A 25,354-nucleotide genomic window follows, 5' to 3' on the forward strand; every position below is an offset into this window, starting at 1 on the left:
TGGCGGGAGCAAGGCGGCCCTGCGGCAGGACGGCGGGACGAGCGGCGGCGGATTCGGCGCGCGCGCCCAGGTGCGCAGGCGAACGGCGGCGGGTGGAGAAAACCATACTTTCCCTTCTGGGTAATCTGGGAACAAACACTGCGCGGCAAACGGGCTTGTGGCCCAACGCCTCGCGACGGAAAGCAATACTGCTTTTGATGCGGCAGCATTTTAAGACAGGTCTGTCGCAATCTCCGACATCAAGCACCTGCTGCCCGCCCACTGCAGCGCGGTCGAAGTCAACGAAGAACGATGGGGAATTCGAACGGACGGAACCGTCGTGTCAGTGCCATAGGGAAATCCTCAAGTGGAACGGCCATGACGGAGGCATAGACTACGCCCTCTAAAAATGAGGGGAAGCAAGACGATGCCAAGCCATCTGAACAAGCTCATCGGGGTGAGCGCCATTTTCCTGGTTTCCGCCTGCGGCGGGTCCTCCGACGATCCCGCGCCCAGCGAGCCGGCGCCGCCCGAGCCCAATCCGCCGCGCCAGGTCGAGTTCGACCCGTCGCGTTGCGTGCAGCAGGCCGGCACACCCTACGGGCAAACGGTTGCGTTGCAAGGCAACAACATGATGGTCGCTTCAGCGGACGTGGATGCATCGGCCGCGGGATGCAAGGTGCTGGCCCAGGGCGGCTCCGCGATCGACGCCGCGATCGCCGTACAGGCGGTGCTGGGCGTGACCGAACCGTTCGGCTCGGGCATAGGCGGCGGCTCGGTCATCACCTATTACGATGCCGCATCAGGCAAGGTGCGCGTCTTCGACGGCCTGTCCACCGCGCCTGCGGAAGTCGGCGGCGTGGATACCATCTACAAGGCCACGGCGCAGGATGTCTCGACGACGGCACCCTTCAACGTGTGCAAGTCCGGGCTGGATGAAGGGGAAAGCATTTCTTCCCAGCAGGGCAACACCAATATTTCCGGACGGGCTGCAGGCGTGCCCGGCACGCTGGCGGTACTGGACATGGTGCACCAGGCCTACGGCAAGACGCCCTGGAACGCCCTGTGGGACGATGCCATCGACCTGGCCAGGAACGGCTATCCGATGTCGCAGTACATGTATTCGACGCTGTATTCCGACACGGGCGAGTACGACGACGATGGCAATCCGGTGTCGGCAGGCAGCGCCGTCTCGGCCTGGGTCAACTCGGCGGGCACGGTCAAAGGCGCGCCGCGCTGCAGCTACCCAGACATCAACGCACGCTATTGCGAGCCGTCCGACGCGACCCGGCAGAAACCCCTCGCCGTCGGCACGACGATCACGAATCCGGAATTGGCCGCTTCCATGGAAGCGGTACGCGACGGCGGCGCCCGGGCTTTCTACGATCCGGCCGGACAGATCGCGCCTGCCATCATCGCCCGGCTGACGACCGACCAGTTGCCTTGCCGGTCGCTGTTGCCGTCGCCTGGCACGCCCGACGCCCCTGCCGTGGCATCCACCATCGCCCGCATCCCCAGCCTGATGACAGCCCAGGATTTCGGTGCGTACCGGGCCATCGAACGCAAGCCTCTGGTTGGCAAGCACTTCGGCATGACCATTTATACGCAGCCTGCGCCATCGTTCGGCGGCGTGGTCACGCTGTACAACCTGGGGCTGATGGAACGCAAGCATCTGGCCGACACCACGTTCAATGGCACTGACTATCTGCATCTGATCACCGAAGGCAGCCGGCTGGCCAATGCCGATCGCCGCAACGTCGTCGGCGATCCCGCCTATTCCAACGTGAACGAACGAGTCGCCACCTTGCTGTCGTCCCCCTATCTCGACACTCGGGCCGCCCTCATCACCGACACCGCGCTGGCAGCGGTGCCCGAAGGCGCCACGGCGGAGGGCATTCCAGCCTTCGCGGCGACGGCCCCCGCCGCCTTCGACCCCATGGCACTCTCCGGCCGCGCAACCATGCTGGCCGGCGCGCAAGGCGCGTCCCACGATGAAGACTGGAATACCACGAGCAACTTCGCCATCGTCGACGGCTACGGCAACGCGCTCTCCATGACGACCACGATCAACACGCATTGGGGCGCGCACATCGAAGCCGCGGGCATCATGATCAACAATGCCATGTCGAACTTTTCCGCGGGCGCGGTCGGTGCGGACGTCAATGGATACGAGGCCTACAAGCGGCCGCGTTCGTCTATCGCCCCTGCCGTCGCGTTCGATGACCAGGGCCGGGTCAGGCTGGTGTGGGGCTCGGCCGGCGGCGGGCCGATTCCCGACTACATCGTCAAGACCTTCGTCGGGCACGAACTCTACGGCATGGATCTGCAGGCAGCCATGAACGCCGACAACTTCACCGGGCAGAACGGCACGGCGCAGGTCGAGGCAGGCAAACCCATCGCCGGTGAAATCGCCAACCTGATCTCCAAGTATGGCAATACCGCCGGGAACGCCCAGCCCACCGGGTTGACCAGCGGGCTGAGCGGAATTTCCGTCGACTACGACGCCGACGGAATGCCCGTGTATCGCGGCGCGGCGGACTACCGTCGCAACGGCGGGGCCAACGGTTATTGACGAGTCTGGATCGTCCGTCCCGTTTCGGACCTGCCCAATCCGCAGGCTGGAACGGGCCATCCGCCGGATGACGAAGACTTCGCGCTGAAATACTGGCGCAAGAATGGCTATCCGAAGTCGCGATTGCCCTGACATACAGGGCATTGGCGCGATCAGACACGATCCGTAGCCCTTTACGGTGGCGCGCCCCCGCCTCTTCCTGCGATCATCCGGCCTCTACATCTAACACGGAGGAACGCAGGATGGGTATGTTGGCCATCGTCATTTCATTGGCGCTATTGATGTATTTCGCCTACCGGGGCGTCACGGTGCTGCTGCTCGCGCCAGCGATGGGCGCGCTGGCGGTGGTGCTCTCGGGCGACAGCGGCTTCCTGCTGCCTATCTACACGTCCACGTTCATGACCGCGCTCAGCGGTTACGTGCTGCAGTTCCTGCCCATTTTCCTGTTGGGGTCGCTGTTCGGCCAACTGATGGCCGACTCCGGCGCCGCCAACACCCTGGCCCGCTGGATCGTGCAAAGCCTGGGCCAGCGCCGCGCCATCATTTCGGTCGTGCTCGCATGCGGGCTGCTGACCTACGGCGGCGTCTCGCTGTTCGTGGTGGCCTTCGCGCTGTATCCCGTGGCGGTCAGCCTGTTCAAGGCCGCCGACGTACCCAAGCGGCTGATCCCCGCCACCATCGCCCTGGGCGCATTCACCTTCACGATGACGGCCTTGCCCGGCACGCCGGCCATCCAGAACGCGATTCCCATTCCCTACTTCGGCACCAACGTGTTCGCCGCGCCCGGCCTGGGCCTGATCGGCGCGTGCTTCATGTTCGCCGTGGGCCTGTGGTGGCTGCAGCACCGCGCCGCGCAGGCGAAGGCAGCCGGCGAAGGTTTCGGTCAACACGAGGACAACGATGAGCAGGGCCAGGCAGGCCAACCCGCGCAACAAGGCCGCTGGTCCGTCATGCCCGTGCCGATGGCCGTGCTGCCGCTGCTGCTGGTGGTCGGCATCAACGCGCTGTTCACGTACGTCGTCTTCCCGCAGACCGACTTCTCGTTCCTGAAAGAACGTTTCGCCGGCGTGGATCCCCAGAAGGCCGTGGGCCTGTGGTCGCTGATCATCGCCCTGGCGCTGGCCTGCTTCACCCTGGTCGTCATGCGGCTGGGCCGCTGGACGAACCTGAAGGAATCGGTCAACAAAGGCATCTTCGGCTTCATGCTGCCGCTGTTCAACACGGCATCGGAGGTCGGCTACGGTGCGGTCATCGCCAGCCTGGCGGGTTTTGCCATCATCCGCGATGCCGTGCTGAACGTATCGCCGGGCAATCCGCTGATCTCGGAGGCCATCGCGATGAACGTGCTGTCCGGCATCACCGGGTCGTCATCCGGCGGGTTGAGCATCGCGTTGCAGACCCTGGGCGCTGATTACCTGAGCATGGCGCAGGCGGCGGGCATCAGCCCTGAACTGCTGCACCGGGTCGCCGTGATGGCGGCGGGCGGCATGGATACCCTGCCGCATTGCGGCGCGATCATCACGCTGCTGGCGATCTGCAAGCTGAATCACCGGCAGTCGTACCGGGACATCGCGACCGTGACCATCCTGGTGCCGCTGCCGGCGCTGGCGCTGGTGATTACGCTGGGGACGGTGTTCGGCAGTTTCTAAGCGGATGTGTTCCCGGCCGTGAATGAGAAACCCCGCAGGCCTGTGCAGCGCCTGCGGGGTTTTTTCGTGGACGGCTATCGCGAGAAAGACGTCAACGATTCCAGGGGTCTTGGGCCGGCTGGACCGATGACTTGAGCGGTGGGCCTTCAGCCTTCTTGCGCCACCTGCCGCAAGGCCTGCTCGAACGCCTCGGGCGGCTGGCCGCCCGACACCAGATACTTGCCATTCAGGATCACCGACGGCACGGACGTGATGCCGCGGTCGCGCCACAGAGCCTCGTCCTTGCGCACCTCATCGACGTAGCGATCCGAGGCCAGCACTTCACGCGCCTGCGCTTCGTCCAGGCCCGCATCGGCGGCGGCACGGGCCAGCACGTCGATGTCGCTGGTGTCGTGGTTCTCGTAGTGATAGACCTCCAGCAGGCGCTTCTTCAGGGCCGTCTGGCTGGCCGGGTCCTGCAGACCGGCCCAGTGCAGCAGACGGTGCGCGTCGAAGGTATTGAACGAGCGGTTGTCGTCGGCCATGCGCATCTTCATGCCGACCGCCGCCGCGCGCTCGGTGATGACCTGGCGATTGGCCTGCACCTGTTCACGGGTGTAGCCGTACTTGGCCATCAGCCGCTCGATGGTGTTCTGACCGCCCTTGGGCATGTCGGGGTTCAGTTCGAAGGGTTGGAAGCGCAACTCGACGTCAGCCTCGTCCTTCACCCGGTCGATGGCGGCCAGCAGGCCGCCCAGGCCTACCGCGCACCAGGGACAGGCAACGTCAGACACGAAATCGATGGTGATCTTGGACATGGCAATCTCCGGAGACAGGCGGGTAGCGTAGATCAAAGTGAAGCGCGGCAGTGCAAAGTCCCTGGGCGCGGCAGGGGGACATTGCTTGGGCATCCGCGATGCGCAACGGAGGTAAGAGTGTCCGAATTGGCGCTCAAGTCTCCCACTGGCCTGACAAATCTCTAGACTGCTGATGTGACAGATCTGGAGTTCGAAAGATGCAGCCAATCATGGATGACAACACGACGGAAATTGCCGGGGCACGTGAGGCGCTCCACAAGAAAATGGACGCGGAGATCGCCAGGCTGATCGCGGAAACTGGCAAGATCGCTGCGGAAACGAGCAAGATCGCTGCGGAGGCCGGCCGAATCAGTGCGGAGGCAGGAAAAATCACCAAAGAAACCGTCTGGTATCCGCTGCTGATCGTCAGCGGCATCTTTGCGGCAATCGGCGGCGCCATCAAGCTCTTTGCATGAGCGCGCGCTACGCGCTCCATCCCTGAGCTCGTAATCCCGTCAAAAAATTCGGCTTTCAGCAGCTTCAGCAGCTGTACCAAGCAAAAAGCCCGCATAACTGGCGTTACGCGGGCTTTTGAATTCTTGGCGGACAGAGGGGGTGCCGCACCGCTAGGTTTGGCGCGGCTTTCCAAGGGGTCACCCTCAAGATACCTACGGCGATGCCTACAAATCGGATCGTCCACGAACGTTCGTCATTGCCGACAACCGTAGGCCGCCGCGCGGCCAATATGGCTCCCGGTATTGTATACGAATCGGCGGTTCGGATCCCTGTTTGCTCCGATCAGGCCCTATTGGCACGAGCATAAGCCCATTCGCTTAGCCTGGAGGTACTCCCTATGGGCCACTATCCCACAATGAGCCGAGCGGTTCACTTCCGTGTCCCCGAAGATCAATACCGGCGGTATGAAGCCGAAGCGGTGGCAGCAGGAACGCCCCTATCGGAACTCCTGCGTCGACGCTTGGAGAGCGCTGATCGTATCGCGGACGAGATTGCTCAGCTCAGGCTTGCCGTTCTGGACGGCGAGTCCCTGCAACACACCCCACCTGTCTTCGACAGCGGCCCAGCAGCTGTGAACCTGGAGGCCCTTTTACTGCTTCGGTCGCTGGTGGCCCCGTCCCAGTTACGGGGCGTACATGCAGAGATTGAACGGTCGGGGCTGCGTCCTTGGACCCCCGCTTCTCATTCCTCTTAGAAGACGCCCGCGCGCCCTGTCAGCCCGATGTTGGATGACACGCTAAACGCACCTACTTGCGTCCTCGGCGTGTCACCGCCTGCCACCTAGCAAGCAGGACCTCTTTCCTCCCAAGCTCTCCCCGGAGGTTTCCCATGCGCATCTCGTACACGGGAGCGGCGATTGCCGCTCTTGCGACCACGTTCGCCCATTTCCAGGCAATCCCGCAAGACATTCCGACGTTGACCGGCACAACCCGGCTGGCTTGCGAAGCCCTGTTGTGCTTGTCATCAGGAACTCGTCCTTCCGAGTGTTCCCCTTCATTGAGCCATTTCTTCGGCATCAAACATCGGAAGTTCTCGGACACCCTCGACGCCCGCCGCGCATTCCTGGCGCAATGCCCGACCGTTCGAGACGATCCCGAAATGTCGTCTCTTGCCCGAGCGCTCGTCAACGGCGCCGGCCGCTGCGATGCGGTCTCGCTCAATGCCGCGCTGGGCTACACGGCCGACACCGGCCACAGGTACGTCACGGACCAGATGCCCGGTTACTGCCGAACGATGTACAGCACCCCTTACACCGCGGATCTGGCGGCTTCGGCTCCGGTGTACATCGGGACACCGCAGGAAGGCGGCTATTGGGTAGAGCGTACTGACTACGAAAGCGAACTTCGCAAGTACCAGGAACAGTTGGAACGCAGAAAACAGGAGATGGGCTCGGGCAACGGCGGCTCCTAGATCGGTATCCCTGCCATCCTCCATCAATTCCTCAAACAAGGGGACCCCAACATGATTGACCTTGCTGCCCTCGCACTCGCCTGCGCGCCGCATGTGGATCTCAATACGCTGACTGCCGTCGTCAACCATGAATCGAGCGCACACCCTTACGCAATCGGCGTCAACGGCTCGAAGCCACGCTCGATCTACCCTGCCTCATATGAAGAGGCCGTCGCGACCGCCCAGGCGCTGCAGAACGACGGCGTGGACTTCGATGCCGGCTTAGGATCGATCAACGTGCGCAACTGGTCTTGGCTGGACCTGGACATCGAGACGGTCTTTGACCCTTGCGCAAACCTACAAGCCGTTCAGACCGTACTGGCTGATTGCTACCAACGCGCCGCCAAAAAGTACGCGCCAGGGGACCCTGCTCTGGTCGCAGCGCTCAGTTGCTACAACACCGGCACCTTTACGCGCGGCGTGAGCAATGGGTACGTGCGCAAACTGCTGGCCGGCACCGATGCTCCCAAGCCAGTGAAGGTTCCGGCCATCGGAGGGCTGGTAAAGGGCTCAAAGGCGGCCAGTGCCGTGGCCAGCGACGAGACCGGCAGGGATCACACAGCCAAGCAACCCGCCGACATCGAGGCGCAGGCGCAAGACGTATTTGCCGACCCAGTGCCTGACGCGATGATGACGCCGCACACTCTCCCCTCTACCCCCCACGCTGCGGATCGCGACCCGCAATAGGTCGCGACCGGACCCCAGCAGTGCCGCTCGACAGCAGCGGTTCCACAGCCATGCGCCAAGACCGGCGCGCTCTCCCCAGGAGTTCATCGTGCAACCTGCCGACCTACATCGGCGGGCGCCCTCGCGCGCTCGCGTCTTCGCTCGTACCTCCCTGACGTTATTTGCCTTGCTCGTATCCATGCAGGGTCATGCCCAAGGCCTGACCCGCGCTCGATCGTTCCTGCAAATGATCGAGGACAACGTTGAGATCCTGATCCCGATCATCGCGATCATCGCGCTGGCGCTGCTGGGCATCCTCTACGCCGCTGACATGATCCGAAAAGACACCCTGTTTCACTGGTTCGTCGGCATCGTAATCGCCGGTTCGGCGGCAGAGTTCGTCGCGATGATGTTCATCTAGGGGGCCACATGACTGCAATCACGGACCAGCGGAACACCGCGCCGACCAAGTCAGGCGACATATTCCCTTTATTCAAAGGTGCGACGCGCGTGCCAACGATTGCCGGCGGCGTGCCGACCCGCCCCTTCATCGCGCTTGTCATGGTCGGCGCTGGGCTGGGGATGCTCTCGCTCTATGCCTGGGCTCTGATTCCTGCCCTGTACCCATTGATGGCCATCGTTGCGCGCGAAGACGATCGTGCGTTTCGAATCATCGAGCTGTGGCTGCGCACACGGGCAACAAACCGGCATCAACGTTTCTGGAACGGGTCCTCCTACACGCTGCTGGCCTATCCGCGCCGGCCGTGGACCAAAGCCCAAGGGATCGAACGATGAAAGAGGCACTGGCCGTAGCGCCACGACAAACGCCAGTCTCCGAGTTTCTCCCATATACGCATCACGTCACCCCCACGATCCTCGCCACACGAAGTCTCGAATACCTGTCGATCTGGCAGCTTGGCGGACGATCCTTCGAAGGCACTCCGTTGGCGGAGCAGCGAGCCTGGATTCGGGAGCTGAACAACGTCGTGCGGGGCCTCGGAGCGGGATTCGGCTACTGGACGCACATTGTGCGGCGTCGGGTCACCGAGTATCCCGACAGCCCCTACCCGCAGCCGTTCGCCCAAGACTATGCGCATCGCTATGCGCAGACCTTCGGCGAACGCGAACCCATGCTCAACGAGCTATACCTGACCGTCTTGGCCCGGCCAGTTATCGACCCCACATTGGCCATGCTCGCGAGATTCGAGAAACGCTCTGGCGCCGATACCGCGCGCTGGCAAGCCGAGGCAATCCGCCGCTTGGACGACGCGAACAGGACGCTCAACAACGCGCTTCGCCCCTACAACGGGGACTTGCTGAGCACCGTCGAGCGGCGAGGCCGGATGTACTCGGCGCCGGCTGAATTCCTTGCTCGTCTGGTCAACGGCACGCCGAGCATTGTGCCAACCTTGCGCAGCCACCTCGCCGACTACATGGCTACCTGCAGGCCCATCTTCCCTCGCTGGGGCGAAGTGGGCGAACTGCGCGGGCCGAACTGGTCCAGGCGGTTTGGGATGGTCGAGATTCGGGACTACCCCGACGACGAGACGCTACCGGGCCAGTTGAACGAGTTGTTGAGGCTTCCCTTCGAATTCGTGCTGAGCCAATCCTTCAGCCCGCTGTCCGTGCCGGTGGGATTGTCTTTCCTCAAACAGCACCGTCGACTATTGACCGACTCGGGCGATGGTGCTGCCAGTCAGGTACTGCAGTTGGAAACGGCGATAGACGATCTCGCATCCCGACGCATGCTCATGGGCGAACACCACGCGACGCTCACTGTGTGGGGGGAGACGGCAGATACAGTACGCGATCGCAGCGCTGCAGTGGTTGCCCGACTGGTCGACAGCGGGATCATAGGCAAGCCCGTAGACCTGGCCCTGGAGGCAGCTTGGTGGGCGCAGTTGCCAGGTAACTGGTCCTGGCGCCCCAGGCCAGTTCCAGTTACCTCGCTGAATTGGCTGTGCTGCGCGTCGCTGCACAACTACGTGAGCGGCAAGCCGACCGGCAACCCGTGGGGACCCGCGCTCACCGTTCTGCCCACCACCAGCAACACGCCCTTCTACTTCTCATGCCATCAATCGCTTGACGAGGTTGATGAAACCGGAAAGAGGAGACTCGGCAATACGATGCTCATCGGGCAATCCGGCGTGGGAAAGACCGTCATCTTGGGACACCTGCTCACGCAGATGCAGAAGTTTGCGCCGACAGTCGTGGTGTTTGACAAGGACCGAGGGCTGCACGTAGCAATCAAAGCGCTGCAAGGCCAATACTTCCCTCTCGAAATGGGCGTACCAACCGGCTGGAACCCGTTTCAGTTGGTCGCCTCGCCCGGCAATCTTGCCTTTCTGCGCCGCTTGGTCGTGTTGCTGGCCCGCTCTGGTGGTGACACGGTAACGACACATGATTATCGAGAGATCGCCCGCGCGGTGGATCAACTGATGGCCTACATCGACCCCCCGGATCGGCGTCTAAGCACCCTGCTCCAGTTCCTGCCGCACCCGATCTCCGCGCGAGAGCGCTCAGGCGAGCAGGCGCGCCCCTCGGTCCACACGAGGCTACTGCGCTGGTGCGCCGGCGGCGAATATGCCTGGCTGTTGGACAACCCGAAGGACAAGCTGGATCTGTCCCAACACAGCCTGTACGGCTTCGATCTCACAGAACTGTTCGACGACGAGATCATCCAGTCGGCTGCCACCACCTACCTGTTGTACCGCACCGAGCAGATGCTGGACGGCAGGAAGTTCGCCTACTTCTTTGACGAGGTTCAGCACCCGTTGCGTGTGCCGTACTTTCAGGATCTGGTGCAAAACAAGAGCAGAACCATTCGCAAGCAGAACGGAATTCTGTTGTTCGCCACGCAAGAACCTGACGCCATTTTGACCAACCCGGTCGGCAAATCCCTCGTCCAGCAAAGCGCCACGGTCGTCTACCTCGCCAACACGAAGGCAACCGCGGCGGACTACATCGACGGCTTCAAGCTGACATCCTCGGAGTTCGAGATGGTCCGCGCGCTCGGCGAGTTCAGCCGGCAGTTCGTCATCAAACAAGGCACTGGCACCGTCACGGCGGAACTGGATCTACGTGGTTGCGACGATGCCCTACTGGTGTTCTCCGGGTCAGCGGACATGTCCGCCCTCGCCGAACAAGCGATGGCCGAAGTGGGGGACAACCCTGTCGACTGGCTACCGATATACCTCGAACGCGCCCGTCAGGCGCAAAGGAGCACATCATGACGCTCAATACCTCGAAGCCTATCCTTATGGCTGCGCTCGCAGCGGTTATCGGCGCTACCGCGTGTCACCCTGCGCGCGCTGCCGGCATACCTGTGGTGGACGGAACGGCGATCAAACAGGGCATCACCCACCACCTCGAAGAAGTTGCCAAGTTCGTCGAGCAAATCGCCGTGGCCAGGGAGCAGTTGGACGCCGCCCGCCGCCAGTACGACTCGATTACCGGGATACGAGGCTTCGGCGATCTCATGAGCAACCCGGCCATACGCCGGTCTCTGCCCGAGGACATGCAACGAATCTGGCGCCATGCCGAAATGAGCGGCGACGGGCTATCGCGTTCGATCGAGCGCATCCGGGGAGAAGAACGGCTGTCCGGCCGCTACAGCCTCGATCGCCAGGGGCTGCTACAGCGTATTGAGCAGTTCGCCGAGACGACAAAAGCCCTGGGCGAACGAGCCTATGAAGGCCTGGACATGCGTCAAGAGCAGGTCGATGAGCTGCAACGGCAGATCAGCCGGACACAAGACCCAAAAGCCATCTCCGAGCTGCAAGCACGTGTAGCGATCGAAGGACACAGCATCGAAGTGGACGCGCAGCGGTTGGCGCTCATGCGCCAGCAGGCCGACGCAGAACGGCTGCTCATCAGCCAGCAGGAGAATGCACTGGCGCAGCAAGGCTGGTTCGATACCGGCGCGTTGCGCGGCCGGGCCGCACTGGAGTAGACAGATGGCGGCCGCTCCTCAGTTCGTGCTGAGCCAGGCGGTACAGTGGCTCAGCGACACTATCGACCCTCTTCTCGAGAGCACAGTGGCAGCAGCCGTCACTGATGCCACAACGGCCATTCTGCCCATCGTTACCGTTGCCCTGTCGTTGACGATGCTGCTCTATGGCTGGGCCATCATGCGCGGGGCCATCCAAATGCCGGTTATGGACTTCGTCCATCGCTGCTTTGTGATAGGCGTGGTGGTCAGCATCGCCACGATGGGCGGGCTGTATCAGACCGAGATCGTGAAGTTGATCATCGCGCTGCCTTCCGACCTGGCCGATGTTTTTACCGCTTCGGGTCAGTCGGTCGAAAGCCGCTTGGGGGAAAGCGCGGCAAAGGGTGCCGAAGCGTCCACGCATCTGCTCAACGGCGCAACTGACGGTCTGTCGATCAGTCGCGCACTGGCATTTAGCCTCGTGGCTGTCGCGGTAGGGCTTGCAACGGTGGTTCTCACTGCCATCGGCACCGCGCTGCTGGTGACCACGAAAGTCGCGACAGCATTGCTGGCGTGCATCGGACCACTGGTCATCTTCGGCGTGCTTTTCAGCTTCACCCGAGGAATATTTGAAAAGTGGGTCGGCCAGATCCTGCAGTACGCGCTGATCATGGCGCTGTTCAGCCTGGTGTTTGGAATCCTCATGGGGGTCTACGACCAGCTACTGGCAGCGATCATTAACGACGCACAGAACGCCAACGCTCGCAACATCTTCGGCATTCTCGTCGGCGTCGGACTGGTGGCGGTGGCCTCCGGCCTGATCCTCTGGCAAGTCCCAGCTATCGCCTCATCTTTGGCCAGTGGCGCCAGTCTGGAAGTCGCTCGCGCCATCGAACGTTCGGTCAATACCGCGCGTTCCGCATCCGGTTCCCACAACAAACCCATCATCCCGCGCGCTCGCCCGTAGCGGCGCCTCCTCCCGCGGCACAGGCCAGCCCTGGCCGACCTCACCCTTTCCTCTACGCCGACGGCGCACGCCGTGCGGTACGGAGTTCCCTATGCGCAATCTTGTTGTCGCCCTGGTCGCTGCGGCCGGCTTGGCCGCCTGCGGCTTCTCGCCGCCCAAACCGCCATTGCCTCCCGAGGGTCCGCGAGTGCCGGTGAATGCGAGCCCACCCGACTCGCCCGTGATGGAGACCCGTCCATGACGTCGCCCGAACACACTGAGGACACCGATACCCAATCACCCGTCGTGGATTTTGACACGCCCGTCAGCCGCGACCAGTTGGCCTTCGAGCTTGAGCGTGTGCGGGGCCAAGAACGGGACTGGTTGCAAGAACTACTCGCCTCACGTAGGCGCGCGTGGCGGGTCGCCTATGCCGCATTCACTTTGGCCGGGCTGGCAATCGCAGCGGTTGCGGGGCTCACGCCGCTCAAAGAAGCACCCGAGCTGCGGGTGGTCGGCGTCGATAGGGTGACCGGCGCGGTTGCGCACCTGACCCGACTCCGAGATGCGCAAGAAGACTTCGGCGAGCGCATCGGCCGGTACTTCGTCACCCAGTACGTGCGTGCTTGCGAAGCGTATGAATGGAACACCATCCAACTTCAGTACGACACCTGCGCGCTGTTCAGCACCCCCGATGTGCAGAGGGCCTATTACCGGCGCTTCGAAGGGGCCAACGCCCTAGACAAGCGATTGGGTGACCGGGCGCGCATCGACGTGGACATACGGTCTATCACGCTCGGGCCGAACCAGACCGCCGTCGTGCGCTTCTCCAGCCAAGAACACATCAACGGCGGCACCAACCCGCCCCCACGGCATCGTATCGCAACGCTTGCTTACCGCTATGTCGACGAACCGCTGACGGAGGCCGTTGCGCGAGCCAATCCGCTCGGCTTTCAGGTTGTCAGTTATGCGGTGGATGACGAAACAGGGAGCTGACCTCATGAATCAGACGGAACTGAACCAACTGGCCCGGCGTCTTGAAGGCGTTGACAACCTGTCGAACAGCGAGCGCGTCGCCTTGCTAAGAGACATCGAGCGGGCTGCTCGTCACGATCTTTATGGCGCCACCCAGTTGTGGCGAGATCATGTACCCAAGGATGCAGATCTGCGCATGCCCCAGGTGCTGGCAGTAGCAGAAGTCGTGCATAAGCGCTTCGAAGGCAGGGCCGACCAGGAACGCGCGCCCATAGCACTCTACAGCGAGCGCGATACGGAAGTCGGACGACCTGAATCCGGTCGAGAGTACCGAGGGCCGATCGTCGGTTTCACGCCGGACTATGCCGTGCAGCGTGCCGAAAATGGCGACTACGTCCTTCACGGACGTCGCGGGCTGACTGGCGCGACGGAAGAGCTGGGCCGAGAGGACGTTTCGATCCGATATCCGTTTTCCCCGCGCGGCGTCGGTCTGGTGCAAAAGATCGAACCCGCTGCCGAACACGACCGCACAGTTATGCGCCTGCAAAAGCCCCACGAAACGGCGATGGAACACGCCCGCTGAAGTGGCTGTGGCCCGGCCAGGGCCTGCTCGGAGAACCATGCCAATGACATCCCTACGCTTGCTGCGGCAGGCAGCACGGCTGGCCGTTGCCGCCGCATACCTGCTATCCGCCCCCTCCTGGGCCCTGGACCGGCCAGTGGCCACAGACTATGACCACCGTGTGCGTCTTGTCGCCTACAACCCACTGGATGTCATCCAGGTCGATACGGTACTGGGCACCGCAACGCTCATCGAGCTGGAACCTGGCGAAAAATACGTCAGCCATGCGTTTGGCGACAGCGCCGCCTACGACTTCGCAGAACGGGGAGACCGCGTTCTGCTCAAGCCACGGGCAGAGCAGGCCGATACGAATCTCATCGTCCTGACAGACCGCCGCAATTACGCCTTCCGGCTCTCATACTCTCATGACCGCCATACATCGGCCCTTTACAAATTGACGATCCGCCATCCTGACACCGAACGGGAGGCCGCGCGCCACAACGCGCAGCGCCAACAGGTGGCGCAGGCGTTGGACTCTGCTCAGGCGGCGCGGAACTGGCAGGCCTACACGATGAGCGGCCATCGATCCATTGCGCCCATTCATGCATGGGATGACGGTGCCAGCACTTGGTTTGAGTTTTCTCCAGGGCAAGAGTTACCGCAGATCTACCGAGTCGACGCCGACGGCCAGGAAGTCATCGCCAACCGACACATGGCGAACCCTCGCACGGTAGTGGTGGACCGCGTAACGGCACTATGGCGGCTGAGGCTGGGTCAGCAGGTGCTTGCCATACACAACGAGGCAGCACATCACGGCCGTACACAACCGCTTCCAACCGGTACGGTCAGCCCTGATGTAAAGCGCGTCATCCGTGAGGAGCCATCACAATGAAATGGCCTCGTCTACGTCGGTCTACAACCATCGATGCTGTGGATGAGCTGGAGCGCAGCGCGGCGAACGACATTGGCGCCCGCGGTCCCGGCTTTAACGACACGCCACGCCGCACGCCTCCGCGCGGCGCCAAGGCGTTCATGCTGCTGATGATGGTGGTCATCGTCGGCGCGCTGGGGGGGCTGACCTGGCGGGCGCTGCACACGGCCGAAGGCAAGAAGAAGTCCGCCGATGTCGCATCGCGCGTCGAGAACGTCCTTCCCCGGCTGAAGTTGCAACCATCGACCCCAGCACCGACGGCACCGCCGTCTGAACCCGCGCCGCCTATCGCCGAATCACAGCCTTCGAGGGCAACCGATCCGCCTCCACGCCCTTTCTGGCCAGTACCCGAGGTCACCGCATCCTTGCCCGACATGGTGCAGCAACGAAGGCTAAGCAGTCCGCTGGCTGGAGAACGAGAAGGAAGGCAACAAAACGGCACCGAGCCGTCGAACTCGACCCCACCGCCGACAGGTGACTCCGGGCCGATGGCCGACGGGCTGCAACCACTTCGATTGTCCGGGTCGTCAGCCAGACTGCTGCCAGACCGTAACTACCTGCTCACCCAGGGTGCCATGATCGATTGCGTCATGCAGACTCGCCTGGTCAGCGCCCAGGCGGGCATGGTGACGTGCCACACCCCCCGCGAAGTGCGGTCTGCCAACGGCAGAGTCGTGCTGATCGATGCCGGCACGCTATTCGTCGGCTACCAGCGGGGCTCGTTGTCGCAGGGTCAGCGCCGAATCGGCGTTGTGTGGTCGCGCTTGGAAACGCCCAACGGCGTAGCCATCGAGCTGGATTCTCCCGGCACTGGACCATTAGGCGAGGCCGGGCTGGATGGCGCGATAGACAGCCATTTCTGGGAGCGATTTGGAGGTGCCGTCATGATCAGCTTGATCGACGATTTCGGCAACTGGGTATCCGAGCAGAATCGTGGCGGCGACTCGATCCGCTTTGACAGCACAGGCGATGCCGCCGCCGGCGCTGTGGAGAAGGTGTTGGAGAACTCCATCAACATCCCTCCCACGCTCTACAAGAACATGGGCGAACGGATCGGCATCTTCGTTGCGCGCGACCTGGACTTCAGCAGCGTCTATCAGCTGGTGCCAACGAGCCGCTGACAGCACCCGTTCCCAGAGAGACTGACCCATGCAAGATCGCACAGACCAGGATGGGCGGGCGCTGGCGGTGCGTCAGTTGCTTCGTCCACTACAAAGCTGGTTGGATGAACCGGACGTGACCGAAATCGCCATTCCGCGGCCCGGTGTGCTATTCGTGCGCGGCCGATCAGGCTGGCGGCAGCATGCCGTTGCGATGCTGACCTACGACTATCTTGCCGCACTGGCGGATGCCATCACGGTCTACAACGGGCTGGCGCCCGCACCCATCCTGTCCTTGACGCTGCCCAACGGCGAACGCGGGCAAGTCGCCCAAGCACCGGCGGTCATCGACGGTACGCTATCGCTGAACATCCGCAAGCATGGCCTGGTGGTCAAGTCACTCTCTGACCTGGATGCCGAAGGCGCGTTTGAGAATTGGCGCGATGTCAGCCCAATGCCATCGTCCGAAGCGGCGCTGCTCTCCACGCGCGAAGCCGAATTGCTATCGCTGAAACGCGACGGCCGCGTGATTGATTTTCTCACCCGCGCGGTGCAGCTGCGATGCAATATCGTCATCGCGGGGCGCACGGGGTCCGGCAAGACCACCTTTGCGCGCTCGCTGATGGAATTGGTACCGGTCGATGAGCGTCTTATCACCATCGAGGATGTTCACGAGCTGCTTCTGCCCCATCACCCAAATCGCGTCCACATGCTCTACGGACCGGACGCCGGCAGAGTATCGGCGACTGATTGCCTTGCGGCGTGCATGCGTAGCTCTCCCGACAGGGTGTTTCTCGCCGAGCTTCGCGGTGCCGAAGCATGGGAGTATTTGAGCGCGTTGAACACTGGCCACCCGGGTGGCATCACGACTACCCATGCCAACGACGCTCGCGGCACTTACGACCGCATTGCCTGGCTCGTCAAACAATCTGTGGCCGGGCAGCAAATGGCATTGGCGGCCATTCTTGCATACCTGCACCGCACTCTGGACTTGGTCATCTACATGGCCGATAGGCGCGTAGTCGAACTGCACTATGACCCGATGGCCGCGACACGACTCGATGGCCAGTAGACCTTCGTATGACCAACCCTGTTTGGGGAACTCTAAGGATCAGCCATGCCGCGCTCCAGATCAAAGCCAGCGCAACCGCCGCACCGATCTCGAACCGCCATTGCCTACGCCATCATGCAGCAGGCGCTCGAGGCCGGCCGGGCCGCTGGCCACACGCCGCAAGACATCCACCGGGCCATCACCGCAGCATATCCCTGGGGAAACCGCCAGCCTTCGAAATGGCCGTACAAAGCCTGGCTCATCGCGCGGCGGCAGTTCTACGAACGACACGGCCTGCCCGGTCTTCGTGCCGTCAAGGGCATTGCGCAAAGCGAAGAACCCTGACCCAGCATCATCGGTCACGAACCTGAGCCAATGCATCACCTGCTGGGTCCGCCGACCCGGCATCGTCGAACTTACCCGGTAATCTTCTACCGCTGCACGGGGGACTGATATGAGTGTGGCTGCCGTCAACTGGGCCTTACAGGTCGATGCCGAGCGTCCCTCGTCCAAGCTGGTCCTGCTGGTCCTTGCTTGGGGAGTGCGATACAACGCCGAGGACTGGACGGCCTATGCCAGTGTGGACGATCTTGCAGTTGCAACGCATCTGGACCGCAAGACCATTCTGGATGCCCTGAAACGCCTCTGCGTGATCGGAATTATCGAAGACTCCGGGCTACGCGCTGGCGCCACCCGCCGCATAACGGTATGGCGCCTGAACGGCCAACCCGCGCCGCAGCACACCTGCGGGACCAACTCTTCGAGCCAGGAACATACGCCGGCCAGGATTGTCTCTCGCCCTGCGCCCGCGCCTGCGGCATCAGCCTACAAGCCTCACCGCAACCCCGCCCACGACGCCGGCACTCGCTTGCCGGATAAATGGACGCTACCCAGTGACTGGCGGGAATGGGCCAGGCGCATGCGACCCAGATGGAGCACGAGCCGCATTGAAGCAATGGCGGCGACATTCCACGCCTACTGGCGCTCCAAACCAGGCGCGGCCGGCTACAGCGCAGACTGGTCCGCAAGCTGGCGGCTGTGGGTACTGCGCGAAGCCCCCGATCGCACCGACGAATCATCCAGGGGCGCAAGGCCCTTGCAGACAGCACAGAGCCGACAGGCATGGCTTCTGGCACAAGCGCGCGCTGCCGGTATCGAGGCTGCGCCCGGTGAGTCCACGGAAGCCTACCTCGCCCGCGCGCATATCGAACTGGAACGCCGCTCGGCGGGAGATGAATAGCGGCTGTGGATAACCTGGGCGAAACCATGCCGTTATAGGAACCATTCCAAAAACAGGATGGTCCCGATTCGACTGCCAAACCATCCCGGATACGGGACGGTGAATCGTACCGATTTCGGGCCCCTGAATAAGCCCACAAACGGAACCATCAAATATATAGGTAGTTATAGGTTCAAGCAGGTACAGAGAGAGTCGCGCGCGCAACGCCGCTCTTGGGCAAGTCGGCGTTGTCCATGCAGCCGAGAAGTCAGCAAGCTCTGGCCTGCATCTCATGGAAGCATCTGGTCAGCACAACGGTTTCAGCGATCTGGAAAAGTAGCCGGCCGGCATCACGTCAACGACCGAACAGCACGCGACCGGAAGCGTGCTCGTGCTCTCAACACACCCATCAACAACCACGGCACGCAAGAGATGCAAATGCATCGTCTTGCGCTGGAGATCCGCGTGCATATTGACCCTTTAAAAAGTGAATTGGCGAGCCTGGCCAGCGGCTCACGCCGCGCCCGCTTGCGCCTTCTCATGCCGACCATCGCCGAACTGGTGGCTGCTGGCGTTGCACGCCAAGACATCGTCGACCAACTTGTTGCACGCGACCTGCCCATCACCCTGGCTGGGCTGAAGTCCGCGTTGCGTCGTTGGCGAAAGCGCCAGAGCCTCGTTACGTCCCACTCGCCAGGGCAGCGGTCGCCTCCCGATGCGCACGTGCCGCTGAGCCCCAGCGCGCAGGCCTCGCCCGCCGCCGTCAGCAACAAGGGCGATTTGGTGCGGCTACGGCGCACCTCTGCGCCCGATTTGGCCGAACTGGCCCGCATCGCCAAGCAAGAAGGGAGTTAGCCCATGAACATCGTTGTTTTGAACTACAGCGGCTCGGTCGGCAAGACCGTCGTCGCCAGCCACGTGCTTGCCCCGAGAATCCCCGGCGCTGACATCATCGCTGTCGAATCGACAAACGAGACCGGCGCGGATCTGGGACTGACCGTTGAACAGATACGCGGTGAGCAGTTCGGACTCTTGTTTCGCCGGCTGCTGACCTGCGAAGCGGCCATTGTTGATGTCGGAGCCACCAACGTCGAAGATTTTCTGGCACACATGATCCGATACGACCAATCGCATGACGAGATCGACTATTTCGTGCTTCCCGTCATTCCATCGGGCAAAGCGCAAAGAGAAACGCTGAAAACCATCGAAGCGCTGGTAGCACTGGGGGTCCAGGCGCCTCGAATCCGCGTGATCTTCAATCGCGTCGAGATAGACGTTCGGGAAGAATTTGCTCCCATCTTCGGCTACGCCCGCGTCAATCAAACCTTCCAGCCAAATCCGCTGGCCGCCATCTACCGTAACGACGTGTTCGACCTGTTGGCCAACCGCCGCATCACGATCTCCGAAGTCCTGGCCGACACCACCGACTATCGGCAATTGCTGCGCGAGGCCAAGCCTACTGACGAGAAGGAGATTGCTCGCTGCACCGAACTCATTGCGTTGCGTGCGCTGGCGCGCCCCGTTCATCAGCAGCTCGACAGCGTCTTTGCCGCGCTGTTCTCCTAAAGCAGCCGCCATGAGCGAGCATGCTCCCCCTCCCCGCAGCAAGCTGGACGTGCTGTACCGCGATGTACTGGGCGAGATCGCACCTCTGATGGACCGGGTCGAGACAGCGATAAAGGCCGCTGACGCGCTCATGCAACGTAGCCATGTCCAACCTGAACAAGCCGGCATCAAGGGATCCGAAGCAAGCTCGGGTAGATCTGCGGACGAAGAAACTGCGCGCAGATTCTCGCGCAGCGCTCGCGACATGGATCTTGCTACTCGCGCACTCCAAGCCGCAACAGTCTCCTACAAGCAGGCAGCGCTCCGGCACGCCTGGCTAACCGCATTGCTGGGCCTGGTCGCTGGGTTCATAGGCGGGGCGCTGGCTGGCATTGCCTTGGGCGGTCTTTGGATCGCCGCTCCATGACATGAGGAAGTGATCATCATGGCACCCGACATACGCCGGCGCCTTTCCGTGCTGGCCCTAGTGCTTTGCCCCCTTGCCAGTTGGCTGGCCTGCATCAGCTACACCAGCGGGATCAGCATACGGCAACTTGACTATCGAACTCTCTCCGCAGCCGTGCGCGCTACACCGCACTACCCGATCTTGATGTGGGCCATTGGCGCGGGCCTGGTCCTCGCGCTGCTCATCATCATCACCCTGCTGCGCGACAGGTCCCACACGGAAGGGTACGACGGCGCGGGGTATCGGAAGTTCATACGTGGTACGCGCGTTGTTCCTTTTCGATCTCTGCGACAAACATGCAGCGAGTGGTTCCGCAGCCAGATCGATGTCGCGGGCGTGCCAATGCCAACAAGAATCGAGACGCTGCATCTGTTGCTCAACGGCGCCACCGGCAGCGGCAAGACGATCCTGCTGCGGCGGCTTGTCTTTTCGGCGTTACGGCGCGGCGATCGAATGGTCCTGGTTGACCCCAATGGCGATTTGCTTTCCAAGTTCTGGCGGCCCGGTGACATCGTGCTCAATCCCTACGACTCCCGCACCGAAGGATGGAGCTTCTTCAACGAGGTGCGGGCGGACTACGATTGGAAACGCTTCGCTAAATCCGTGGTCCCGTTGGGCGCGGACGCCAACGCGGAGGAGTGGAACGAGTTCGGTCGCCTACTGTTGCGCGAAGCGGCCCGAAAGCTATACACGCTTGGCTGCCCCTCCATCGAGCAGCTATTCCGATGGTGTACCATCGCCGACCCGCAGGACCTGCGTGCGTTCTTGACCGGGACGCTGGCCGAATCGCTGTTTGCCGGTTCCAACGAAGCCAGCAAGGCATTGACCTCTGCCCGGTTTGTGCTCTCCAACAAGCTGAGCGAGCACATGAGCATGCCGCCCGGAACCTTCAGCATCCGCGACTGGATGGAGGATGAGCGAGGCGGCAACCTGTTCATCACCTGGCGCCAGGACATGGCCCCCGCCATGAAGCCGTTGGTCTCCGCCTGGGTGGATGTGTTCTGCACCTCCATCCTGTCGATGCCGGAGAACTACTACCGTCGGTGGTGGCTGGTGATCGATGAACTGGCCTCGCTGGAAAAACTTCCCACGTTGGAAGATGCGCTGACAAAAGGCCGCAAGCATGGGCTGCGCATCGTGGCTGGCCTGCAGAGCGTATCGCAGTTGGCCAGCATCTATGGCGAGCGTGTCGCGCAAACGATTCGTGCATCCTTCCGCTCGCTGGTCGTGCTCGGCGGGTCGAAAACCGATCCCGAAACGGCCGAGGAAATGTCCAAGAGCCTGGGCGAGCACGAAGTCGCCAGGCCGGAATACACCGACAGCCGACAAATCGGCAGCCGCACAACGGGCGAACGTATGGTCAGGAGCACCGAGCGTGTCGTGACGCCGGCGCAGGTGCAGACGCTGCCCGATCTAAACGGCTATCTCGCTTTCTCCGGTGCGCGGCCGATCTCCCGTTTCGTGCTTGAACCGTTGCAGTTTGTCGAGCGCACGCCCGCTTTCATCGAATCGCATCGGATCTCGTCAACCCTTCCGTCCGCAGAGGGACCCAATGATCTCCCGCAAGGTACTGCATAGGAGCGCGGCCGCCAAAACCACGCACTACTACGCGGAGCAGCAGGACGACTATTACAGCCGTGATGGCGATGCGTCCCGCTGGCTCGGCCGCGGGGCCGCCGCCCTGGGCCTGTCCGGCACCGTCGATCTCGAGCAGTTCCGCGCCGCGCTACGCGGCGACTTCGGTGAGGGCGTCGCTTTGGCCAAATCCATTCGGTCCGATGCTCGGGCACGCGCAGGACTGGACCTGACTTTCTCGGCCCCTAAGTCGGTGACGATCCAGGCGCTGATTGGAAAGGACCCAGCCGTGGTGGCCGCGCATGATCGGGCCGTCGAAGCCGCGTTGGCGCATATGGAACGTCATTACGCCTATGCCCGACAGCGCGTGGACGGCCGAGTACATATCGAGAGTACAGGCAACATCGTGGTGGCCGCCTGGCGCCACGAGACAGCACGTCCGACGAAGGGTTCGCCGCCGGACCCACAGTTGCACACGCACGCGATCGTGATGAACCTGACCCAGCGCGCTGACGGCAAATGGGCGGCGATGTCGAACGAAGAAATCTTTCGCACCCGCAAACTGCTCGACGCCATCTACACCAACGAGCTGGCCCGACAGCTACAGCTATCAGGCTACTCGATACGGTTGGAGGGACGCCATATAGAACTGGCGCACATCTCACGTCAGCAGATCGAAGTCTTTTCGAAGCGGACTGCGCAGATCAACGCTGAACTTCAGCATCGTCACCTGACGCGCGAAACGGCAAGCCACGGCACGAAGCAGGCGATTACCCTGGCCACCCGCCAGGCGAAGGCGGCGAACTTGCCCCGCGCGGTACTACAGGCGACCTGGGAACAGCAAGCGCGGGAAGCCGGTTTGGCGCTGACGCGCCCGCCGCGCGCACACGGTCGGGACTTGGAACAAGAAGCATCCTCGGGATTGCCGGCCAACAGTGGGCACGGTATTGCCGAACACGCCGTGAACTGGGCAATTCGCCACCTCACGGAACGCGAAGCGAACATGAGTGCAAGCGCGCTGCTTTCAACAGCGCTCGAGCATGTTGCCGGCCGCACTGACGCGCACACCATCGAAACCGAGATACGGCGGCAGACAAATGTCGGGCGCCTGATCTTAGGCACCCAGCTTTATCGAGAAGCCTCCCAGGAGTTTGGCACGGTACGCGACAAGGCCGCCTGGAACCAAACGCTGATTCGGTCTGGATTGACACCGAAGGAAGCGGCGGCATCGGTACGTGCCCTTATCGCCCACGGGCAGCTCGTCGCCGTGGAGCCGCACTTCACAACGGAGGCTGCACGCACGCGTGAGAAAAGAATCCTGCAGATTGAACGTGAAGGCCGAGGTCAGGTTACGCCGATCATCGACGCCACACGGCTCGCCACGCAACTCGCAGGGCTGTCTCTGAAACCAGGGCAACGTGCGGCTTCCGAGATGATATTGGGGAGCGCGCACCGCATTGTGGGTGTGCAGGGCCTTGCCGGCACCGGTAAATCCTACATGCTCGCCCAGGTCAAGGCGCTTGCCCAGGCCAATGGATACAAGCTTCACGCGCTGGCCTCTTATGGCGGACAGGTCCGAGCACTGCGAGAACTGGGTATAGAGGCGAACACGGTGGCGTCTATGCTCGAAGCCCGCAACGCTGCGCGGCTTGAGCTGGACGAACGCACCATTCTGGTTGTCGACGAGGCAGGGGTTGTTCCCAGCAGATTGATGGAAAAGCTGCTCCAGCGAGTGGAGTCGGCTGGCGCGCGCACGGTACTGCTAGGCGACACCGAGCAGACCAAAGCAGTTGAGGCGGGTAGGCCTTTTCACCAACTCCAAGATGCGGGGATGGCTACGGCTCGTATGTCCGATATCGTGCGTCAGCATGATCCCACGCTTCGACGCGCCGTCGAACTGGCAGCAGAAGGCAAGGCGTCGGCTTCGCTGGGCGTCCTGCAATCCGTCCATGAAATTGCTGACGATGGCAAGCGGTACGGGAGAATTGCCGCCCACTATGTGCAGGTTGGCGGCGACACGCTCATCCTGACCGGTACGAACGATTCGCGAAATCGGATCAACCAGGCGGTCCACGAAGCATCTGGCCTGGACGGAAAAGGCCATGAACACAACCTTCTGACGCGCCGCGATACGACGCAGGCACAGCGCCGCTACGCCCGTTATTACGTGGATGGTGATGTCATCCAGCCAGAACGCAGCTACGCATCAGGGCTGCAAGCCGGCCAAGCCTATCGCATCATGGCTCGGGACACGATGCGCAACACCTTGACGGTGGAGAATCTGTCGACAGCGGAAAGGATCTCCTTCAACCCGCTTCGGGCAACCAAGCTCTCTGTGTACCAGCCGGTACGCGCTGAACTGTCGGTGGGATCCTGGGTGCGAGTCACGCGTAACGACGCCGCACGCGACTTGGTCAACGGTGGCCGCTTTGAAGTTGTAGCCGTCTCGCGCGACACGATCACGATCCGAAACAATGCTCGGACGGTCACCCTGCCCGCGGACCATCCGGTTCATCTGGACAGAGCCTACGCGACGACAGTGCATAGTGCGCAGGGCCTGACCGCTGACCGCGTACTCATCAACGCGGAGAGCTACAGCAGGACCACCAAGTCGGACGTCTATTACGTGGGCATCTCAAGGGCACGCCATTCCGCAGATATATACACCGACAGCAAATCCAAGCTTCCCGCCGCCGCCGACCGACGCGAAGACAAAACCGCCGCGCTGGACATCGGGTTGCGCCGGCCGTCAGAGCCGTCCCTGCAAAAACATACGTCTCTCGAGGCCGGCGTAAGTGGATAGCGGCGACTGGCGAATACAAACCGCTTCGCTACCGAAACTGGCTGTCCAGTTCGGGCTGACACTTGGCCAGTACGTCCTGAAGCGTCTGAACGACGGGAATATCGGGCGCTGCCGCCTGAGTAGCCAGGGAAGGCCGCACAAGAAATCCCTGCTGTGCCAGCCGCAGCATCTTGAGATCGTTGAATGCGTCACCCAGCGCAAGCACTTCCATTCCTTGCGCCAGCAACCGCGCGATGTGATCCTCTTTCCCATTTCTCGGCAGGTAACAGCAGTCGACCACCCACCCGTCGGAATCGGTGCATAACGAATGGCAGTAGGCCTGAGGATCGCCCAGGGCCTTCAGCAATGGGCTGGCCAACTCGTGGAAGCAGTCCGAGACAATCTGGACTTGGTGAGTACGCCCAATCTCCTCCAAGAAATGCCTTGCATCCAAAAATGGCTGTACCGCCAGAAGAATCGCCTGGACGTCTTTCAAGCGTAAGCCGTTCTTGCGCAGGGCAGTAATCCGCAGGCGCATCAGTGTGGGGTAGTCAGGTTCATCGCGTGTGGTCATCGCGAAATCCTGTACGCCCGTACTTTGCCCAATGATTGGCCACAGCTCGGGGATGAGCACACCTTCCAGATCTATGCATGCGATTTTCAT

Annotated in this window: 24 protein-coding genes; 22 read left to right on the plus strand and 2 right to left on the minus strand. The window is 62.2% G+C overall.

Annotation, left to right across the window (positions count from 1 at the left end):
* Positions 1-406: 406 nt before the first annotated feature.
* Together A7W11_RS18270 and A7W11_RS18275 are read left to right on the plus strand one after the other, a co-directional pair.
* Positions 407-2,551: a gamma-glutamyltransferase gene (locus A7W11_RS18270; protein ID WP_066416634.1), complete on the plus strand. Its 2,145-nt coding sequence runs from the start codon at positions 407-409 to the stop codon at positions 2,549-2,551.
* Positions 2,552-2,793: 242 nt separating this feature from the next.
* A complete protein-coding gene (locus tag A7W11_RS18275) occupies positions 2,794-4,200 on the plus strand; it encodes a GntP family permease (RefSeq protein ID WP_066416637.1) in 1,407 nt (468 codons plus the stop codon).
* A 146-nt stretch (positions 4,201-4,346) separates the two neighbouring features.
* Here the strand turns inward: A7W11_RS18275 and A7W11_RS18280 are convergent, their stop codons facing one another.
* Positions 4,347-4,997 (minus strand): DsbA family oxidoreductase, encoded by a 651-nt coding sequence (locus A7W11_RS18280; RefSeq protein ID WP_082887344.1) that lies wholly within the window; start codon positions 4,995-4,997, stop codon positions 4,347-4,349.
* A gap of 209 nt (positions 4,998-5,206) precedes the next feature.
* Here A7W11_RS18280 and A7W11_RS18285 point away from each other — a divergent pair, with 209 nt between their 5' ends.
* The 20 genes from A7W11_RS18285 (at position 5,207) to mobF (ending at position 24,711) form a co-directional block, all read left to right on the plus strand.
* Positions 5,207-5,452, plus strand: a complete 246-nt coding sequence (locus A7W11_RS18285) for a hypothetical protein (RefSeq protein ID WP_066419184.1) — start codon at positions 5,207-5,209, stop codon at positions 5,450-5,452.
* An 868-nt stretch (positions 5,453-6,320) separates the two neighbouring features.
* Positions 6,321-6,902 carry a TrbM/KikA/MpfK family conjugal transfer protein gene (locus A7W11_RS18290; protein ID WP_066416641.1) on the plus strand — a complete coding sequence of 194 codons (582 nt, stop codon included), beginning with the start codon at positions 6,321-6,323 and terminating at the stop codon, positions 6,900-6,902.
* 51 nt (positions 6,903-6,953) lie between these two features.
* Positions 6,954-7,628 (plus strand): lytic transglycosylase domain-containing protein, encoded by a 675-nt coding sequence (locus A7W11_RS18295; protein WP_066416644.1) that lies wholly within the window; start codon positions 6,954-6,956, stop codon positions 7,626-7,628.
* An 88-nt stretch (positions 7,629-7,716) separates the two neighbouring features.
* Positions 7,717-8,028 carry a TrbC/VirB2 family protein gene (locus A7W11_RS18300; protein WP_066416647.1) on the plus strand — a complete coding sequence of 104 codons (312 nt, stop codon included), beginning with the start codon at positions 7,717-7,719 and terminating at the stop codon, positions 8,026-8,028.
* Between the two features lie 8 nt (positions 8,029-8,036).
* Entirely contained in the window at positions 8,037-8,402 is a 366-nt protein-coding gene (locus tag A7W11_RS18305) for a VirB3 family type IV secretion system protein (protein WP_066416649.1), read from the plus strand.
* Positions 8,399-10,840: a VirB4 family type IV secretion/conjugal transfer ATPase gene (locus A7W11_RS18310; protein WP_066416651.1), complete on the plus strand. Its 2,442-nt coding sequence runs from the start codon at positions 8,399-8,401 to the stop codon at positions 10,838-10,840. The genes A7W11_RS18305 and A7W11_RS18310 overlap by 4 nt, the downstream gene beginning before the upstream one ends.
* Positions 10,837-11,559, plus strand: coding sequence for a P-type DNA transfer protein VirB5 (gene virB5 / locus A7W11_RS18315; RefSeq protein WP_066416653.1), 723 nt, complete (start codon positions 10,837-10,839; stop codon positions 11,557-11,559). Before A7W11_RS18310 ends, virB5 begins: the two co-directional genes overlap by 4 nt.
* 4 nt (positions 11,560-11,563) lie before the next feature.
* A complete protein-coding gene (locus A7W11_RS18320; protein ID WP_066416655.1) occupies positions 11,564-12,505 on the plus strand; it encodes a TrbL/VirB6 family protein in 942 nt (313 codons plus the stop codon).
* Positions 12,506-12,742: 237 nt separating this feature from the next.
* Positions 12,743-13,480 carry a VirB8 family type IV secretion system protein gene (locus A7W11_RS18325; protein ID WP_082887348.1) on the plus strand — a complete coding sequence of 246 codons (738 nt, stop codon included), beginning with the start codon at positions 12,743-12,745 and terminating at the stop codon, positions 13,478-13,480.
* A gap of 4 nt (positions 13,481-13,484) precedes the next feature.
* Positions 13,485-14,042, plus strand: coding sequence for a KfrB domain-containing protein (locus A7W11_RS28055; RefSeq protein ID WP_156523145.1), 558 nt, complete (start codon positions 13,485-13,487; stop codon positions 14,040-14,042).
* Between the two features lie 43 nt (positions 14,043-14,085).
* Positions 14,086-14,913, plus strand: a complete 828-nt coding sequence (locus A7W11_RS18335; protein ID WP_082887349.1) for a TrbG/VirB9 family P-type conjugative transfer protein — start codon at positions 14,086-14,088, stop codon at positions 14,911-14,913.
* Positions 14,910-16,073: a type IV secretion system protein VirB10 gene (gene virB10, locus A7W11_RS27545; RefSeq protein ID WP_082887350.1), complete on the plus strand. Its 1,164-nt coding sequence runs from the start codon at positions 14,910-14,912 to the stop codon at positions 16,071-16,073. Before A7W11_RS18335 ends, virB10 begins: the two co-directional genes overlap by 4 nt.
* Positions 16,074-16,101: 28 nt before the next feature.
* Positions 16,102-17,124: a P-type DNA transfer ATPase VirB11 gene (gene virB11 / locus A7W11_RS18345; protein WP_066416671.1), complete on the plus strand. Its 1,023-nt coding sequence runs from the start codon at positions 16,102-16,104 to the stop codon at positions 17,122-17,124.
* 45 nt (positions 17,125-17,169) lie between these two features.
* On the plus strand, positions 17,170-17,448 hold the full coding sequence (locus A7W11_RS18350) for a hypothetical protein (RefSeq protein ID WP_156523146.1): 279 nt from the start codon (positions 17,170-17,172) through the stop codon (positions 17,446-17,448).
* Between the two features lie 115 nt (positions 17,449-17,563).
* Complete coding sequence (locus A7W11_RS28060) at positions 17,564-18,343, plus strand: helix-turn-helix domain-containing protein (RefSeq protein WP_156523147.1); 780 nt, start codon at positions 17,564-17,566, stop codon at positions 18,341-18,343.
* A 417-nt stretch (positions 18,344-18,760) separates the two neighbouring features.
* Positions 18,761-19,177: a hypothetical protein gene (locus tag A7W11_RS18355; RefSeq protein ID WP_156523148.1), complete on the plus strand. Its 417-nt coding sequence runs from the start codon at positions 18,761-18,763 to the stop codon at positions 19,175-19,177.
* Positions 19,178-19,180: 3 nt separating this feature from the next.
* Complete coding sequence (gene stbB / locus A7W11_RS18360; protein ID WP_066416687.1) at positions 19,181-19,888, plus strand: StbB family protein; 708 nt, start codon at positions 19,181-19,183, stop codon at positions 19,886-19,888.
* Positions 19,889-19,898: 10 nt separating this feature from the next.
* Positions 19,899-20,294 carry a hypothetical protein gene (locus A7W11_RS18365; protein WP_066416694.1) on the plus strand — a complete coding sequence of 132 codons (396 nt, stop codon included), beginning with the start codon at positions 19,899-19,901 and terminating at the stop codon, positions 20,292-20,294.
* A gap of 18 nt (positions 20,295-20,312) precedes the next feature.
* Positions 20,313-21,911 carry a type IV secretion system DNA-binding domain-containing protein gene (locus tag A7W11_RS18370; RefSeq protein ID WP_066416697.1) on the plus strand — a complete coding sequence of 533 codons (1,599 nt, stop codon included), beginning with the start codon at positions 20,313-20,315 and terminating at the stop codon, positions 21,909-21,911.
* Entirely contained in the window at positions 21,886-24,711 is a 2,826-nt protein-coding gene (mobF, locus tag A7W11_RS18375; RefSeq protein ID WP_066416704.1) for a MobF family relaxase, read from the plus strand. Before A7W11_RS18370 ends, mobF begins: the two co-directional genes overlap by 26 nt.
* A 28-nt stretch (positions 24,712-24,739) precedes the next feature.
* On the opposite strand, the gene thrH is transcribed toward mobF, so the two are convergent.
* Positions 24,740-25,354 carry a bifunctional phosphoserine phosphatase/homoserine phosphotransferase ThrH gene (gene thrH / locus A7W11_RS18380; RefSeq protein ID WP_066416709.1) on the minus strand — a complete coding sequence of 205 codons (615 nt, stop codon included), beginning with the start codon at positions 25,352-25,354 and terminating at the stop codon, positions 24,740-24,742.

The organism is Bordetella ansorpii, assembly GCF_900078315.1.
GTDB classification, from domain to species: Bacteria; Pseudomonadota; Gammaproteobacteria; order Burkholderiales; family Burkholderiaceae_B; genus Bordetella; species Bordetella ansorpii.

Excerpts from the sequence above, each read along its gene's own strand:
- virB10 (WP_082887350.1), top strand. The coding sequence starts at position 14,910 with ATGAAATGGCCTCGTCTACGTCGGTCTACAACCATCGATGCTGTGGAT.
- A7W11_RS18290 (WP_066416641.1), top strand. The coding sequence starts at position 6,321 with ATGCGCATCTCGTACACGGGAGCGGCGATTGCCGCTCTTGCGACCACG.
- mobF (WP_066416704.1), top strand. The coding sequence starts at position 21,886 with ATGATCTCCCGCAAGGTACTGCATAGGAGCGCGGCCGCCAAAACCACG.
- A7W11_RS18365 (WP_066416694.1), top strand. The coding sequence starts at position 19,899 with ATGAGCGAGCATGCTCCCCCTCCCCGCAGCAAGCTGGACGTGCTGTAC.
- A7W11_RS18310 (WP_066416651.1), top strand. The coding sequence starts at position 8,399 with ATGAAAGAGGCACTGGCCGTAGCGCCACGACAAACGCCAGTCTCCGAG.
- A7W11_RS18275 (WP_066416637.1), top strand. The coding sequence starts at position 2,794 with ATGGGTATGTTGGCCATCGTCATTTCATTGGCGCTATTGATGTATTTC.
- virB11 (WP_066416671.1), top strand. The coding sequence starts at position 16,102 with ATGCAAGATCGCACAGACCAGGATGGGCGGGCGCTGGCGGTGCGTCAG.
- A7W11_RS28055 (WP_156523145.1), top strand. The coding sequence starts at position 13,485 with ATGAATCAGACGGAACTGAACCAACTGGCCCGGCGTCTTGAAGGCGTT.
- A7W11_RS18370 (WP_066416697.1), top strand. The coding sequence starts at position 20,313 with ATGGCACCCGACATACGCCGGCGCCTTTCCGTGCTGGCCCTAGTGCTT.
- A7W11_RS18280 (WP_082887344.1), bottom strand. The coding sequence starts at position 4,997 with ATGTCCAAGATCACCATCGATTTCGTGTCTGACGTTGCCTGTCCCTGG.
- A7W11_RS18355 (WP_156523148.1), top strand. The coding sequence starts at position 18,761 with ATGCATCGTCTTGCGCTGGAGATCCGCGTGCATATTGACCCTTTAAAA.
- A7W11_RS18335 (WP_082887349.1), top strand. The coding sequence starts at position 14,086 with ATGACATCCCTACGCTTGCTGCGGCAGGCAGCACGGCTGGCCGTTGCC.
- A7W11_RS18350 (WP_156523146.1), top strand. The coding sequence starts at position 17,170 with ATGCCGCGCTCCAGATCAAAGCCAGCGCAACCGCCGCACCGATCTCGA.
- A7W11_RS18325 (WP_082887348.1), top strand. The coding sequence starts at position 12,743 with ATGACGTCGCCCGAACACACTGAGGACACCGATACCCAATCACCCGTC.
- A7W11_RS18285 (WP_066419184.1), top strand. The coding sequence starts at position 5,207 with ATGGATGACAACACGACGGAAATTGCCGGGGCACGTGAGGCGCTCCAC.
- A7W11_RS18305 (WP_066416649.1), top strand. The coding sequence starts at position 8,037 with ATGACTGCAATCACGGACCAGCGGAACACCGCGCCGACCAAGTCAGGC.
- A7W11_RS18320 (WP_066416655.1), top strand. The coding sequence starts at position 11,564 with ATGGCGGCCGCTCCTCAGTTCGTGCTGAGCCAGGCGGTACAGTGGCTC.
- thrH (WP_066416709.1), bottom strand. The coding sequence starts at position 25,354 with ATGAAAATCGCATGCATAGATCTGGAAGGTGTGCTCATCCCCGAGCTG.
- A7W11_RS18295 (WP_066416644.1), top strand. The coding sequence starts at position 6,954 with ATGATTGACCTTGCTGCCCTCGCACTCGCCTGCGCGCCGCATGTGGAT.
- A7W11_RS18270 (WP_066416634.1), top strand. The coding sequence starts at position 407 with ATGCCAAGCCATCTGAACAAGCTCATCGGGGTGAGCGCCATTTTCCTG.
- virB5 (WP_066416653.1), top strand. The coding sequence starts at position 10,837 with ATGACGCTCAATACCTCGAAGCCTATCCTTATGGCTGCGCTCGCAGCG.
- stbB (WP_066416687.1), top strand. The coding sequence starts at position 19,181 with ATGAACATCGTTGTTTTGAACTACAGCGGCTCGGTCGGCAAGACCGTC.